Raw genomic sequence first — 15,268 nt, 5'->3', positions numbered from 1 at the left:
TGCTGCGCCAACACCGCCCGCCAGTAGCGCAATCCATGCCTGGGTTCCCGTTCACGCCGCCAGTGGTATCGTGATTCGATACTTTCGGGGCGATGCGATGTCCACCACCCAGGCGCTGGTCGATGAACTCAAGCGGCAGCTGAAGGCCAGCGGCCTGACCTATGCGCGGCTGGCCGGCCAGTTGGGGCTGGCCGAGAGCAGCGTCAAGCGCATGTTCAGCCGTGGCGAGATGACCCTGGCGCGCGTGGACGCGATCTGCCGCGTGCTGAAGATCGACTTCGCCGAACTGGCCCGCGGCGTGGCCGACGCCCAGCCGCCGCTGCGCGAGCTGACGCTGGAGCAGGAGCGCGCGGTGGTGGCCGACCGCCAGCTGCTGCTGGTGGCCATCTGCTGCCTGAGCCAGTGGACGGTGGAGCAGATGCTGGCCAGCTACCGCCTGACCGAGGCCGCCATCGTGCGCGCCCTGGCCCAGCTCGACCGGCTGGGCATCGTCGAGCTGCGGCCGATGAACCGCTACCGGCTGAAGGTGGCCAAGACCTTCCGCTGGCGGCCGCACGGGCCGGTGATGAACTTCTTCCGCGAGCACGCGCTGCAGGACTATTTCGCCGGCGGCTTCGACGGCGAGGGCGAGCTGCTGATGCTGGTGCACGGCGAGATCGGCCGCAGCCTGGCCGCGCTGTTCAACGAACGCCTGCAACGCCTGGCGCAGGACTTCGCGCAACAGCACCTGGCCGACCAGCGCCTGCCCGACGCGCAGAAGCGGCCCTACTCGCTGGTGATCGGCATGCGCTCGTGGCTGTTCGCGGCCTTCCGCGATTTCCAGAAGCGGGCCTAGAAGCGGGCCGGCGCCGGCGCGCGCGACGGCGCTCAGCGGCGGTCGTCGTCCTCGCGCCGCTCGCCGTTCTTGCGCCCGGAGAACATGGTCCACCACACGATGAACAGCAGCAGCGCCAGCGCGCCCAGGGCTTCCAGCAGAATCATGAGCATGGCCTCATTATCCCGACCGGCTCTGCCACGCCCCGCCCGGCGCGGGCCTGCGCTGGCCCTGGTGGCGGCCGCGCTGGTGCTGGCCGGCTGCGCCAGCACGCCGCCCGCCGAGCGCCCGGCGCCGGTGGCGCAGGCCACCCCGACCCCAGCCACGCCAGCCGTTGTCGCCCCCTCCGGCCCGGCGGCCGAGCCAGCCCCCTGGCTGCGCGCGCGCGCCCGCTGGGTGCCGGTGGACTGGGCCGCCCTGCCGGGCTGGCAGGCCGACCGCGCGGCCGAGCTGTGGCCCGCGCTGCGTGCCGGCTGCGCCCGGCCGCTGGCGGCCTGGGCCGCGGTGTGCGCCCGGGCGCAGGCCTTCAACCCGCCCGACGACGGCTTCGCGCGCGAGTTCCTGCAGCGTGAACTGCAGCCCTGGCGCGTGGAAAGCCACGACGGCGAGACCCAGGGTCTGGCCACCGGCTACTTCGAGCCACTGGTGGCCGCCAGCCGCCGGCCCACGGCGCAGTTCAAGGTGCCGCTGTACCGCGCGCCGGCCGACCTGGCCTCGCGCCGCCCGTACTGGTCGCGCCAGCAGCTCGACACCCTGCCCGCCGCGCGCGCTGCGCTGGCCGGGCTGGAGATCGCCTGGGTGGCCAGCCCGCTGGACGCGCTGATCCTGCAGATCCAGGGCTCGGGCCGGCTGCGCTTCACCGAGGCCGACGGCCGCAGCCGGCAGGTGCGCCTGGCCTTCGGCGGTCACAACGACCAGCCCTACAAATCCGTGGGCCGCTGGCTCATCGAGCAGGGCGAGATGCGTGCCGACGGCGCCAACTGGCCCGCCATCCGCGCCTGGGGCGAGCGCGCCAGCCCGGCGCGGCTCAACGAGATGCTGTGGAGCAACCCGCGCATGGTGTTCTTCCGCGAGGAGGCGCTGCCCGACGAGGCCGTGGCCGGCCCGCCGCCCGGCCCGCGCGGCGCCCAGGGCGTGCCGCTGACCGCCGGCCGCTCGGTGGCGGTGGACCCGCAGGCCGTGCCCTACGGCACGCCGCTGTGGCTGGACACCACCGAGCCGCTGGCCGCCACGCCACTGCAGCGCCTGGTGATGGCGCAGGACACCGGCGGCGCGATCGTCGGCGCGGTGCGCATCGACCTGTTCTGGGGCGCCGGCGAGCTGGCCGAGCAGCAGGCCGGCCGCATGAAGCAGCCGCTGCGCGTGTGGGCGCTGTGGCCGAAGGGGTCGCTGCCACCGAGCTGACATCGGATCAGGCTTGGCCCTTGCTACGCTGCGGGGCATGAAGCTGCTCATCGCCCGCCTGAACCACGAGACCAACACCTTCTCGCCCGTGCCCACGCCGCTGGCCGCGTTCGATCCGCAATGGGGCGACGACGCGCGCCGCAGCCAGACCGGCATGCGCACCGCGATGGCGGCCTTTCTGGACGCCGCCGCGCGCCGCGGCGACACGGTGGTGACGCCGGTGGCCGCCACCGCCAATCCCAGCGGCCGCGTGGACGAGGCGGCCTACGAGCAGATGGTGAACCACATCGTGGCCTGTGCCCCCGGATGCGACGCCATGCTGCTGGACCTGCACGGCGCCATGGTCACCACCCACCTCGACGACGGCGAGGGCGAGTTGCTGGCGCGCCTGCGTGCGGCCGCGCCGGGCGTGCCCATCGGCGTGGCGCTGGACCTGCACGGCAACATCACGCCGCGCATGGTGAGCCATGCCGACGTGATGGTGGGCTTCAAGACCTACCCGCACGTGGACATGTACGAAACCGGCGAACACGCCGCGCGCCTGCTGCTGGCCATGGCCGACGGCCAGGCGCGCTACGCCGTGCGCTGGCACCGCCTGGCGCTGATGAGCCACACGCTGCGCAGCTCCACGCTGGAAGGCGCGATGGCCGCCGCGGTGGCCGGTGCGCGCGAGGCCGAGGGCCAGGGCGTGCCGGCCGTCACGGTGTTCGCCGGCTTCGCGCTGGCCGACATCCCGGCACCCTGCGTCAGCGTGGTGGTGACCGACACCGACGACACCGCCGGCCATGCCCGCGCGCAGCGCACGGCCGATGCCCTGGCCGGCCAGATCTGGGCGCAGCGCGAGGGCTTCGTCTACCGCAGCGAGCCGCTGGCGCAGTCGCTGGCCCGCGCCGCCGCGCTGGCCGAGGGGCAACATGCCGATACGGCCCGACCGGTGCTGCTGCTGGACCACGGCGACAACGTGATGAGCGGCGGCACCTGCGACACGATGGACGTGCTGCAGGCCGCGCTGGCCGCGGGCCTGAGCGGCATCGCCATGGGCCCGCTGTGCGACCCCGAGGCTGTGGCCACGCTGTGGGCCGCGGGTGAAGGCGCGCAGGTCACGCTGGCGCTGGGCAACAAGCGGCCGATGCTGGCACTGGGTCTGACCAAGACGCCGCCGGTGCTCACCGGCACGGTGCGCCGCCTGTCCGACGGTGGCTACACCGTCACCGGCCCCATCTACACCGGCCAGCGCTGCCAGATGGGCCGCACGGTGCTGTTCGACATCGGCGCGGCGCAGATCGTCGTCACCGAGCAGACGCAGGAGCCCTTCGACCTGGGCGTGTTCACCTGTGTGGGCCTGGACGTGACGGCCCAGCCCGGCCCGCGCTTCCTGCTGCTGAAGTCGCGCATGTACTGCCGGCCGGTGTTCGGCCCGCTCAGCGCGGCGCTGGTGGAATTCGACAGTGCCGGCGTGACCAGTTCCGACTACAGCCTGTACCCGTTCTCGCGCGTGCAGCGGCCGGTCTATCCGCTGGACGCGGCCTGAACGGCCTCAGGCCGCCGCCAGTTCCACGCGGTTGCGGCCCGCGTGCTTGGCGCGGTAGAGCGCCTGGTCGGCGCGCTCGATGGCGCGGTCGCCATCCTCGCCGGCCGCGCACAGCGACACGCCGGCCGAAAAGCTGACCGTGAGCCCCGGCACGATGGCGCCGAAGTCGGCCCCGGCAATGCGCTCGCGCAGCCGCGCCAGCACCGTCTCGGCCGCCGCCAGCGGCGTGCCGGGTAGCAGCAGCAGGAACTCCTCGCCACCCCAGCGCGCCAGCGCATCGCTGGTGCGCAGCTCGGCGCGCGCCAGGTCGGCAAAGCGCTGCAGCACCGCATCGCCCACCTGGTGGCCATGGCGGTCGTTGATGCGCTTGAAGTGGTCGATGTCCAGCAGCGCCAGCACCAGCGGCCCGGCGCTGCGCGGCGGGCGCTGCGCCACCTGGGCCAGCAGCTCGGTCATCGCGCGGCGGTTCAGCAGCCCGGTGAGCATGTCGCGCGTGGCCAGCTCGCGGTTGAGCTGCAGCGCCTCGGTCAGGTCGGCCTTCTGCGCCGACAGCCGCGCACGCATGCGGCCCAGGCGGATGGCCAGCACCGAGGTGGCCGACAGCACGGTGGCCGCCAGCAGCAGGTGCAGGCCCTCCATCAGCAGCGGGTAGCGCGGCCCCGGGCCCAGCGTGCGCCAGGCCACCGCGGCCGCCAGGCCCGCGAAGCCGGCCGCGGCCAGCAGCCGCGCCTGCGCCGGCCGCAGGCTGAAGATGCCGAACAGGATGACCAGCAGCAGCAGCGCCAGCAGCGCGCCGCGCAGCGGCCCGGCGATGGCGTACGAGGCGCTGACCGACGAGATCGCGAACAGCGCCTGCGGCAGGGTCAGCGACGGGTCGGTGCCCAGGTGCAGGTTCAAGCCGCTGCGCACCAGCGCATAGAAGCCCAGCGAGCCCAGCAGCGTGTAGGCCACCAGCCAGGCCAGCGCCACCGGATCGATGAAGCCCGCCGCCGCGCCGATGCCCTGCGCCACGGCCCCCAGCACGAAGATGCCGATGGCCAGCAGGGTTTGCGAGGCGCGCACGCGCTGGTGCGGCGACTCGCCCAGCACGAGGCGGGACAGGGACACGGAGGAGGCAGGCGCAGACATTGAACTGTCCTCGTTGTCGGCCCGCGCGCCGGCAACTTGAGCCGCCGTGCCGGGACCCACGCGCCGGACGAAGTTACCGCTCTAAGGTGCCGCCGCCTGCGCCAGCCAGGCCTCGAGCGCCTGGGGCCACGGCACGGTGTCGGTCGCGGTGTCCAGGCGCCAGGTGTCGGCCGCCTCGTCGGCGCCGGGCCACTCGGCCCAGCCGGCCTGCGTGGCCAGCAGGTCGGGGCCGGCATCCGAGGCATCGTCGCCGCGGGCCTGGCGCTCGGCCAGGCGCTGGCGCAGCACGGCCTCGGGCGCATGGCACAGCAGCAGCGTGAACGGCCGGCCCAGGCGCGCGGCCAGCGCGCGCATCGCGTCGCGTTCGGCGCGGCGCAGGCTGGCGGCGTCCACCACCACCGGCACGCCGGCCGCCAGCGCCGCCTCGGCCAGGGCCTGCAGGCGCGCATAGGTGCGCTGCCCGGCCTCGGGTGCGTACAGGCCCAGCGCCGCGCCGCCGCGCGCCTGCGGCGACAGGCCGAACAGGCGCTTGCGCTCGACGTCCGAGCGCAGGCGCACGCCGCCCAGGCCTTCGGCCAGCGCCGCCGCCACACGGCTCTTGCCGCTGCCCGACAGGCCCATCATCAGCACCAGGCGCGGCGGTGCCGGCGCGGGCGCCAGGTCCGCCAGCCGCAGCGCCAGGGCCAGCAGCTGCCGCGCGCGGGCCTGGCCCTCGGGGCCGCCATCGGCCAGCAGCGCCACCTTGGCGCGCACCGCCGCGCGGTAGGCCGCCCACCAGCCCAGCAGCGGCAGCGCGGCGATGTCGTCCTCGGCCTCCAGCACCGCGCTGGCCAGGCGCCAGGCCAGGCGCGGCAGGCCGTGGGCGTGCAGGTCCATGAACGCGAAGGCCAGCTCACCCACGGTGTCGATCTGGCGCAGCGCCTCGTTGAACTCCAGCGCGTCGAAGATCAGCGGCGCGTCCTCGCTCCAGACGACGTTGCCCAGGTGCAGGTCGCCATGGCACTCGCGCACGCGGCCAGCGGCGCGGCGCTGCCCGATCAGCGGTGCCAGCGCGGCGCCACGCGCCTCGGTCCACGCCGCCAGGCGGGCCAGGTCGGCCTGGGCCGCCATGTCGTGCGCCGGCAGCAGCGCCGCCAGCTCGCGCAGGTTGTCGCGCGGCCAGTGGCGCGTGGTCTCGGTGTCGCCCCAGCCGGCCGGCGCCGGCGGCAGCGCCTGGTGGAACTGCGCGATCTGCTGCGCCAGCGCGTCGATGTGGCCGGTGTGCAGCCGGCCGGTCGCGGCCAGGTGGTCGAAGCCCTGCTGCGGATCGAAGCGGCGCATCAGCACGGCCCAGTCCAGCGGTGGGTCACTGTTCGCCAGGCTGGCACCGGTGATGCGCGGCCCGTCGGGTGTCTGCACGACCGGCAGCACGTCCAGATAGTCCTGGGGTGCGGTGCGGCGGTTCAGCCGCAGTTCGTGCCGGCAGGCGGCCTCGCGCAGCGCGGCGGTGGAGAAGTCGACAAAGGACCGGCACAGCGGCTTCTTCAGCTTCAGTACGCGCTCGGGCCACAGCAGCAGCGTGGACAGGTGGGTCTCGATGCGCTGCGGCGGCCGCCCGGCCGGCGCCAGCGTCACGCCGGGCGCCACCGCGCCAGGCCGGCTGAGCGCATGCACCCGGGCCGCGTGCGCGCGCAGCGCGGCGGCCTCGTCGAAGGGCTGCGGGTCGCGCATCGTGCGGGGCACCAGCCTTCAGCCGCGCTGGCGCCGCAGGTGCCCCAGCGGCCAGGCCGCGCCGGCCTTCACCTCGCCCAGCGAGAAGCTGGTGTGCAGGTCCTTCACGTTGGGCAGCTTGAACAGCGTGTCATGCGCCCAGCGCGAATAGGCGTCCAGGTCGGTGGCCAGCACCTGCAGCTCGAAGGTGCCGGCGCCGCTGATGTAGTGGCAGCTCACCACCTCGGGCAGCGCTCGGATGGCGTTCTCCAGCACCAGCGTCGCGTCGGCGTTGTTGCGCTCGGCGTCCACGCGCACGAAGGCCAGCACGCCCAGGCCGATGCGGCGGCGGTCGATCTCGGCGCGGTAGCCGGTGATGTAGCCCTGCTGCTCCAGCCACTTCACACGCCGCCAGGTGGGCGCGGCCGACAGGCCGATGCGCGACGCCAGCTCGGCGTTGGACAGCCGCGCATCGCGCTGCAGTTCATCGAGGATGGCGATGTCGTAGCGGTCCAGGCCGGGACCGTGCGGCTCGTCGCCCGCGTCGTCGCGCGGCGGCACCGGTGCGGCGCGGGTTTTCCCTTGCTTGCGGGCCGGCGATGACTTTGTTTCTTTTATGGGCATGTTTCGGGCAATCCTGTTTCCTGAATCATCGCCAATCGGGCAACGAAAGAAAAGACTTCACGGCGCGCTTTTTCTACACTGCCCCGAACTGTCACGCCCCTGCCGCCTGACTTTCCATTGACGGAGCCCACGCCATGAACGCCCCGCTGCCCGACGCCGTCCGCCGCGCGCTCGAATCGATCTCGCTGGACGACAAGTACACGCTGGCGCGCGGCCGCGCCTTCATGAGCGGCGTGCAGGCCCTGGTGCGGCTGCCGATGCTGCAACAGCAACGTGACGCGGCCGCGGGGCTGAACACGGCCGGCTTCGTCAGCGGCTACCGCGGCAGCCCGCTGGGCGGCTACGACCAGGCGCTGTGGGCGGCCAAGCAGCACCTGGCCCAGCACAACGTGGTGTTCCAGCCCGGCGTCAACGAGGAACTGGCCGCCACCGCCGTGTGGGGCACGCAGCAGCTCGACCTGTGGCCCGAGCAGAAGAAGTACGACGGCGTGTTCGGCATCTGGTACGGCAAGGGCCCGGGCGTCGACCGCTGCAGCGACGTGTTCAAGCACGCCAACATGGCCGGCACCAGCCGGCACGGCGGCGTGATCGCCATCGCCGGTGACGACCATGTGGCCAAGAGCAGCACCGCCGCGCACCAGAGCGACCACATCTTCAAGGCCTGCGGCCTGCCGGTGTTCTTCCCGTCCGATGTGCAGGGCATCCTCGACATGGGCCTGCACGCCATCGCGATGAGCCGCTTCTCCGGCGTGTGGGCCGGCATGAAGACCATCCAGGAGGTGGTGGAGAGCGCGGCCAGCGTGTCGGTGGACCCCGACCGCGTGCAGATCGTGCTGCCCGAAGACTTCACGATGCCGCCCGGCGGCGTGCACATGCGCTGGCCCGACACCGCGCTGGAGCAGGAAGCGCGGCTGATGGACACCAAGTGGTACGCCGCGCTGGCCTACATCCGCGCCAACCGGCTGAACCACGACGTCATCAGCACGCCGAACGACCGCTTCGGCATCATCGCCAGCGGCAAGGCCTACAACGACACCCGCCAGGCGCTGAACGACCTGGGCCTGGACGACGCCACCTGCCGTGCCCTGGGCATCCGCCTGCACAAGGTGAACGTGGTGTGGCCGCTGGAGGCGCAGACCACGCGCGAGTTCGCCACCGGGCTGAAGGAAATCCTGGTGGTGGAGGAAAAGCGCCAGGTCATCGAGTACCAGCTCAAGGAAGAGCTGTACGGCTGGCGGCCCGACGTGCGCCCCGACGTGGTGGGCAAGTTCGACGAGGCCGACGGCACGCACGACGGCGGCGAGTGGAGCCGCCCCAACCCCAGCGGCAACTGGCTGCTGCGCGCCAAGGCCGACCTGACGCCGGCGATCATCGCCAAGGCCATCGCCCGGCGCCTGAAGAAGCTGGGCGTGCCCGAGCACGTGGTCGCCCGCATGGACCAGCATCTGCAGGTGCTGGAGGCGCGCGAGCGCGCGGTGCTGGAACTCAAGACCGACAGCGGCGACCGCCTGCCCTGGTTCTGCTCGGGCTGCCCGCACAACACCAGCACGCGCGTGCCCGAGGGCAGCCGCGCGGTGGCCGGCATCGGCTGCCACTACATGGCCAACTGGATGGACCGCAGCACCGCCACCTTCACGCAGATGGGCGGCGAGGGCGTCACCTGGGTGGGCCAGGCGCCGTTCACCAAGGAGGGCCACCTGTTCGCCAACCTGGGCGACGGCACCTACTTCCACAGCGGCATCCTGGCCATCCGGCAGAGCATCGCCGCGGGCGTGAACATCACCTACAAGTTGCTCTACAACGACGCCGTGGCCATGACCGGCGGCCAGCGCGTGGGTGAACGCCCCGAAGGCCACAGCGTGCTGCAGATCATGAAGAGCCTGGTGGCCGAGGGCGTGGCCAAGCTGGTGATCGTCAGCGACGACCCGGCCAAGTACCAGGGCGTGACCCTGGAGGCCGGCGTCACCGTGCACCACCGCGACGAGCTCGACCGCCTGCAGCGCGCGTTCCGCGAGATCCCCGGCGTCACCGCCATCATCTACGACCAGACCTGCGCCACCGAGAAGCGCCGCCGCCGCAAGCGCGGCACGATGGTCGACCCGGCCCAGCGCGTGGTCATCAACGAGCTGGTGTGCGAGGGCTGCGGCGACTGCTCGGTGCAGAGCAACTGCCTCTCCGTGGAGCCGGTGGAGACCGAGTTCGGCCGCAAGCGCCGCATCAACCAGAGCACCTGCAACAAGGACTTCAGCTGCACCAAGGGCTTCTGCCCCAGCTTCGTCACCGTGGAAGGCGGGCAGCTGAAGAAGCCGAAGAAGCAGGGCCGCATCGACCCCGCCACGCTGCCGGCCATCCCGCAGCCGGTGGTGCCCATCGCCGAGGCGGCCTGGGGCATCGTGGTGGCTGGCGTGGGCGGCACCGGCGTCATCACCATCGGCCAGCTGCTGGGCATGGCCGCGCACCTGGAAGGCCAGGGCGTGATCACGCAGGACTCGGCCGGCCTGGCGCAGAAGGGCGGCGCCACCTGGAGCCACATCCAGATCGCGCGCCGGCCCGAGGCCATCTTCACCACCAAGGTCGACACCGCCAAGGCCGACCTGGTGATCGCCTGCGATGCCATCGTGGCCGCCGGCAAGGGCACGCTGGCGCTGATGCGCGAAGACAAGACCTATGTGGCGCTGAACACCCACGCCACGCCCACCGCCGCCTTCGTGAAGAACCCCGACTGGCAGCACCCCGAGGGCCATTGCGAAAGCGCGCTGGCCGGTGCCGTGGGCCGTGCCGGCCTGGGCGCCTTCGACGCCGAGCAGGTGGCCGTGCAGCTGCTGGGCGACAGCATCTACACCAACCCGCTGCTGCTGGGCTATGCGTGGCAGCAGGGCCGCGTGCCGCTGGGTCATGCGGCGCTGATGCGCGCCATCGAGCTGAACGGCACCCAGGTCGACAACAACAAGGCGGCCTTCGAGTGGGGCCGCCGCTGCGCCCATGACCTGACCGCCGTGCAGGCGCTGGTGGCCCAGGCCAGCGGCGCCGCCGCGGCCACCGCCGCCCAGGTGATCCAACTGGTCAAGCGACCGAAGCTGGAGGACATCGTGGCGCGCCGCGTCGAGTACCTCACCGGCTACCAGAACGCCGCCTATGCGCAGCAGTACGCGGCCTTCGTCGAGCGCGTGCGCAGCGCCGAGGCCGCCGTGGCCCCGGCCAGCACCCGCCTGGCCGAGGCCGTGGCCCGGTACCTGTTCAAGCTGATGGCCTACAAGGACGAGTACGAGGTGGCGCGCCTGCACACCGACCCGGCCTTCACCGCCAAGATCGCCGCGCAGTTCGAGGGCGACTACAAGCTGGTGCACCACCTGGCCCCGCCGCTGCTGGCCAAGACCAACGACCGGGGCGAGATGGTCAAGCAGGCCTATGGCCCCTGGATGCGCAGCGCCTTCGGCTGGCTGGCGAAGATGAAGGGCCTGCGCGGCACCGCGCTCGACGTCTTCGGCAAGACCGAGGAGCGCCGCACCGAGCGCGCGCTGATCGGCGAGTACCGCGACACCGTGGAAGAGCTGCTGCGCACGCTGGACGCCGGCCGCCTGCCGCTGGCCGTCGACATCGCCCGAATCCCCGAGGACATCCGCGGCTACGGCCATGTCAAGCACCGGCACCTGGTGGCCGCGCGCGCCAAGTGGGCGGCGCTGATGGCGCGCTGGCGCGGCGAGGGCACCGGTAGCACCGGCAGCCGGGCGGCCTGAGCGCGACGGGGCTTGCGCTGGCGCAAGCGGGGGCGGTGATGCCGGCGCTACGGTGGCGGCATGAAGATCACGCTCCCTGACACCACGATCGGCAACGCCGCCGTGCAGCAGGTCGACGTCGGCCAGGTGAAGCTGGGGCCGGCGCGCATCGGCAAACTCAGCCTGCGCGGCACCCAGTTGCGCGCCCGCATGGGCGCCGCGCAGCTGCGCAATGTGCGCGTCGCACTCACGCTCACGTTCTCGCTCAAGTGGACGGCTGGCCTGGTGATCGACGCCGGTTCGCTGGGCCAGATCGATCTGACGCAGTCAGGCACCATGGACCTGGGCAAGCTGGAGCTCGGCGTCGGCCTGGGCCATGTGGACCTGCCCGGGCTGGCCGACCTGAAGCTGGACATGGCGGACTTCTCGGTCGCCGATCTGGAGGTCGTCGTCGGTGCGCTGAAGAAGCTGAAGCTGGGGGCCGTGCTGGCCGAACGCGTGAAGGCGCAAGGCCTGGTGACGCCGACCCAGGGCTTCCAGCTCGACGGCCTGGGACTGGTCGGTGCCAGCGTCCAGGGCGCCACCGTGGACAGCGCGTCGCTGGACAAGGTCAGCATCGCCCGTGTGTCGGGCGGCAGCGTGCCGCTGGCCAAGCTCACCGTGCCCGGCCTGGCGTTCCCGCAGGTCCAGGTGCCCAGCGTGACCTGCCAGAAGTTCGGCAGCACCTCCGAGCCGCTGGTCACGCCGCTGCCCGAGGCCGATGTCGGCGTGCTCCGGGCCCAGCTCACCGTCACGACGACGGCGCGCTTCGACGTCGACGAGTTGCGGCTCGACGGCATCCAGGCCTCGGCCTCGGTGGCCGAGGTGTCGCTGAAGAACGTCGAGCTGCCCTTCGAGCTGCTGGACCTGAGCCTGTCGCAGATCGGCATCGAGCGCATCGCCGTGCCGGAAATGAAGGTGAGCTAGCATGGCCAAGAGCGGCAAGAACATCAGCGTCCGGGTGACGCCGGGCCAGAACACGCGGATCGACCCCGTGCTGCGGCTGGAAGACCTGCTGCAGAGGATGCCGCCGACACCGGCCCCCAAGGCAGCCCGCGGCCGCGCTGCGGCCGTGGCCGATGACGCGGGCGCCATGCGCCAGCTGGCGGCCGAGCTCGAGGCCCGGCTGCGTGCATTGCGCACCGGCAAGCCGCCGAAGTGAGCGTCCTGTCCGCGCGACACGGCACGCGTGCCCGCCACAGCGCCGGTTGACGCTGCCTGGCCGGGCGTGCAGACTCTCAGTTCCCATCCACCCAGCCGCGAAGGAGACGACCATGGCACCGATTGATCTTGCCGCCTTCCTCGTGCCGGCTGCCTGAGCGTCCTGCGAGCGCCACGCGCCCAGGTCTGAGCCCCCGGAAGCCCTTCCGGCGGCGCCCCTGAATCCCGCACCGCTGCTGAGCCCGACCGCGCGTCGGGCCCGCGGCATGCCGGGTGCCTGTTGATCGCCGCGCCAGCCGCGGCCGGCCGTTCTGCCTGCGTTCTCGCACGCCCCTGCGTGCGAGCGTGTCCGCCGCTGCGCGGACCCCAGCCAGCCTCCACAGACACCCATGATCGACTTCGATTTCGCGGCGCTGCGCCCCCTCGGCCTGACGCCCGCCATCCTTCAACACGCCACGGCATGCGACGTGCCCCCCGGCACCCAACTCGCCCGTGTGACCGAGGTGCAGCGCGACAGCGTCACCGTGCACGACGGCCACACCGAACACGCGGCCCGCGTGCAGCCCCGCCTGCTGCAGCGGCTGCTGGCCGACGCCCGGCCGCTGACCATCGGCGACTGGGTCGGCCTGCAGCATGACGCCCATGGCGCCACCTGGGTGATCGAGTGCCTCGCACCGGTCACGCAGATCGCCCGCCGCGCCAACGACGGGCGCCGCCAGCCGCTGGCCAGCAATGTGGACACGGCCCTGCTGGTGATGGGCCTGGACGCCGACTTCAACGCCCGCCGCATGGAGCGCACCATCGCGATGGTGCATGCCAGCGCCGTGGCACCGGTGGTGGTGCTGACCAAGCTCGACATCGCGCCGCAGGCGCTGCAGCGGGTGGACGAGATGCAGCGCCGCCTGCCGGCCCATGTGCCGCTGCTGCCGGTCAACGGCCTGTCGGCCCAGGCCGGCCAGGCCCTCGCGCCCTGGCTGCACGAGGGGCAGACCCTGGTGCTGCTGGGCTCGTCGGGCGTGGGCAAGTCGACGCTGATCAACACGCTGGCCGATGCCGGGCAGCGCACCGGCGGCGTGCGCAGCAGCGATGGCCGCGGCCGCCACACCACCACCGCACGCACGCTGCACCGCTGCGCGCAGGGCGCCTGCATCATCGACACGCCGGGCCTGCGCACCTTCCGGCCCGATGCGGACGCCGAAACGCTGGCGGCCAGCTTCGACGACGTGCAGGCGCTGGCGGGGCAATGCCGCTTCCGCGACTGCCGGCACGACGGCGAGCCCGGCTGCGCGGTGCAGGCGCGGGTCGACGCCGACCGGCTCGACAACTACCGCAAGCTGCTGCGCGATGCCCAGCGTGGCGAGATGACGCCGCTGCAGCGCATCGCGCTGCGCAGCAAGTGGAAGGCGATCGGCAAGGCCGGCCACCAGCGGGCGCGGGAGAAGCGGCGCTGAGCCGGTGGCCGTGGCCGCGCCCACAATGGTGGCCCGCACCGCGTCCACCTTGCCCGAGCCCACGCCATGCCGCTGTCCGCCCCCCTGCCCTGGCCCGCCCTCGCTGCCGCGCAGCACCGCGTGGTGCCGCGCCTGCGTTTCGACATGCTCGACGACCTTGGCCGGCCGCGCACCGCCGGCTCGGTGGCGGTGGCGCACCTCGACGCGCTGGCCGCCTGGCCGCAGGCACTGCGCGTGACGGGCGATGCGGTGACGCTGGCCGTGGCGCCGGCCGGGCGCCAGGCCTTCTTCGCCGAGGCCAACGCCGCGCTGCATGCGCAGGGCCTGATCGTGGCCTGGCGCGACGAGACCTACCCGGTGCTGGCGCTGCCGGCCGATGGCCGCTCGCCCGACCCGCAGGCCGACCTGCTGGCCACCTTCGAGCGCGCGGCCTCGCGCTTCTGGGGCACGGCCACGTTTGGCGCGCACTGCAACGGCTACGTGACCGACACCGGCGAGGCCAACGGCCGGCCCACGCACCTGTGGATCGCCCGACGCAGCGACACCAAGCCCACCGATCCCGGCCTGCTGGACAACCTGGTGGGCGGCGGCGTGCCGCATGGCCAGACGCCGGCCGACACCGTGATCCGTGAGGGCTGGGAGGAAGCCGGCCTGACGCCCGCGCAGATGGCCGGCATCCGCCCGGGCAGCATCCTGCGCCTGGGCCGCGACATCCCCGAGGGCTTCCAGCTCGAATGGCTGAGCGTGTACGACCTGGCCCTGCCGCCGGGGCTGCAGCCGTGCAACCAGGACGGCGAGGTGCAGGCCCTGCACTGCTGGCCGGTGGACGAGGCCCTGGCCCGCGCCGCCGCCGGCGAGATGACCACCGATGCCACGCTGGCCACGCTGGACTTCGCGCTGCGCCACGGCCTGCTGGCCGGCGCCGATGCCGCCCGCTGCGCCGCCCTGCTGGACAGCCTGGCCCATGGCCCGGCCTCGCTGGCACGTTGAATCCGGCCGCATCTGCGCCGGCCTTGCGTTCAATCAATCTGAATCGGCGGGTCAAGGGGCCTGAAACCGGGGCGCCGGGGCGGCGGTGACACTGCCGCCCATGACGACCGCCACATCCCTGCCGACCTCCCCCGCCCGCTACACCGGCGTGGCCATCGCCTTGCACTGGCTGCTGGCGCTGGGCATCGTGGGGGCCTTCGGCGTGGGCCTGTACATGCACGAGCTGCCGGTCTCGCCCACGCGGCTCAAGCTCTACAACTGGCACAAGTGGGCCGGCGTGACGATCCTGGCGCTGTCGGCGCTGCGCCTGCTGTGGCGCCTGACGCACCGCCCGCCGGCCGATGTGCCGATGCCCGGCTGGCAGGCCACCGTCGCGCACGCCACGCACATCGGCCTGTACTTTCTGTTCTTCGCCGTGCCGCTGGTGGGCTGGGCCTACAGCTCGGCCGCGGGCTACCCCATCGTGTGGTTCGGCGTGCTGCCGCTGCCCGACTTCGTGCCGGTGGACAAGGCGCTGGCCGAGGCCATCAAGCCCTGGCATGAGCGCACCGCCTGGCTGATGGCCCTGCTGGTGGCACTGCACGTGGCCGGCGCACTAAAGCACCACTTCGTCGACCGCGACGGTCTGATCGACCGCATGCGCTTCGGCGGAACCTCTGGCGGCCGTGGCTGATCCCACGCCCGCCTCGCGCACCCCCTCCGTCCTTCTACCCGAGACCCT

General features: G+C 72.7%; 12 protein-coding genes. 9 read left to right on the top strand and 3 right to left on the bottom strand.

The features are described 5' to 3' along the window. Window positions 1-97: 97 nt before the first annotated feature. From AACH10_RS23675 to AACH10_RS23665, 3 genes are all read left to right on the top strand, one after another. Window positions 98-835, top strand: coding sequence for a helix-turn-helix domain-containing protein (locus AACH10_RS23675; RefSeq protein WP_341413017.1), 738 nt, complete (start codon window positions 98-100; stop codon window positions 833-835). A gap of 144 nt (window positions 836-979) precedes the next feature. Further along, complete coding sequence (gene mltA / locus AACH10_RS23670; RefSeq protein ID WP_341413016.1) at window positions 980-2,218, top strand: murein transglycosylase A; 1,239 nt, start codon at window positions 980-982, stop codon at window positions 2,216-2,218. 37 nt (window positions 2,219-2,255) lie between these two features. After that, the gene (locus AACH10_RS23665; protein ID WP_341413015.1) at window positions 2,256-3,749 is read left to right on the top strand and encodes a M81 family metallopeptidase; all 1,494 of its coding nucleotides are present in this window, start codon (window positions 2,256-2,258) and stop codon (window positions 3,747-3,749) included. 6 nt (window positions 3,750-3,755) lie between these two features. On the opposite strand, the gene AACH10_RS23660 is transcribed toward AACH10_RS23665, so the two are convergent. The 3 genes from AACH10_RS23660 to AACH10_RS23650 form a co-directional block, all read right to left on the bottom strand. Continuing rightward, window positions 3,756-4,856, bottom strand: coding sequence for a diguanylate cyclase (locus AACH10_RS23660; protein ID WP_341413014.1), 1,101 nt, complete (start codon window positions 4,854-4,856; stop codon window positions 3,756-3,758). A 102-nt stretch (window positions 4,857-4,958) separates the two neighbouring features. Continuing rightward, window positions 4,959-6,587 (bottom strand): bifunctional aminoglycoside phosphotransferase/ATP-binding protein, encoded by a 1,629-nt coding sequence (locus tag AACH10_RS23655; RefSeq protein WP_341413013.1) that lies wholly within the window; start codon window positions 6,585-6,587, stop codon window positions 4,959-4,961. An 18-nt stretch (window positions 6,588-6,605) separates the two neighbouring features. Then, window positions 6,606-7,190 carry an Lrp/AsnC family transcriptional regulator gene (locus AACH10_RS23650; RefSeq protein WP_423228652.1) on the bottom strand — a complete coding sequence of 195 codons (585 nt, stop codon included), beginning with the start codon at window positions 7,188-7,190 and terminating at the stop codon, window positions 6,606-6,608. Between the two features lie 134 nt (window positions 7,191-7,324). On the opposite strand from AACH10_RS23650, the gene AACH10_RS23645 reads away from it, so the two are divergent. From AACH10_RS23645 to AACH10_RS23620, 6 genes are all read left to right on the top strand, one after another. Continuing rightward, window positions 7,325-10,927, top strand: coding sequence for an indolepyruvate ferredoxin oxidoreductase family protein (locus AACH10_RS23645; RefSeq protein WP_341413011.1), 3,603 nt, complete (start codon window positions 7,325-7,327; stop codon window positions 10,925-10,927). Window positions 10,928-10,987: 60 nt separating this feature from the next. After that, window positions 10,988-11,872 (top strand): hypothetical protein, encoded by an 885-nt coding sequence (locus AACH10_RS23640; protein ID WP_341413010.1) that lies wholly within the window; start codon window positions 10,988-10,990, stop codon window positions 11,870-11,872. A 1-nt stretch (window position 11,873) separates the two neighbouring features. Beyond that, window positions 11,874-12,107 (top strand): hypothetical protein, encoded by a 234-nt coding sequence (locus AACH10_RS23635; RefSeq protein WP_341413009.1) that lies wholly within the window; start codon window positions 11,874-11,876, stop codon window positions 12,105-12,107. Window positions 12,108-12,495: 388 nt separating this feature from the next. Further along, entirely contained in the window at window positions 12,496-13,557 is a 1,062-nt protein-coding gene (gene rsgA, locus AACH10_RS23630; protein WP_341413008.1) for a ribosome small subunit-dependent GTPase A, read from the top strand. Between the two features lie 66 nt (window positions 13,558-13,623). Continuing rightward, window positions 13,624-14,547: an NUDIX hydrolase gene (locus AACH10_RS23625; RefSeq protein ID WP_341413007.1), complete on the top strand. Its 924-nt coding sequence runs from the start codon at window positions 13,624-13,626 to the stop codon at window positions 14,545-14,547. Window positions 14,548-14,647: 100 nt separating this feature from the next. Further along, a complete protein-coding gene (locus AACH10_RS23620; RefSeq protein ID WP_341413006.1) occupies window positions 14,648-15,220 on the top strand; it encodes a cytochrome b in 573 nt (190 codons plus the stop codon). Window positions 15,221-15,268 lie beyond the last annotated feature (48 nt).

Origin of the sequence: Pseudaquabacterium inlustre (assembly GCF_038066595.1) — a bacterium.
Lineage (GTDB): Bacteria > Pseudomonadota > Gammaproteobacteria > Burkholderiales > Burkholderiaceae_C > Pseudaquabacterium > Pseudaquabacterium inlustre.
The sequence above is the reverse complement of the archived record's forward strand: the minus strand, read 5'-3'. Positions and strand labels throughout refer to the sequence as shown.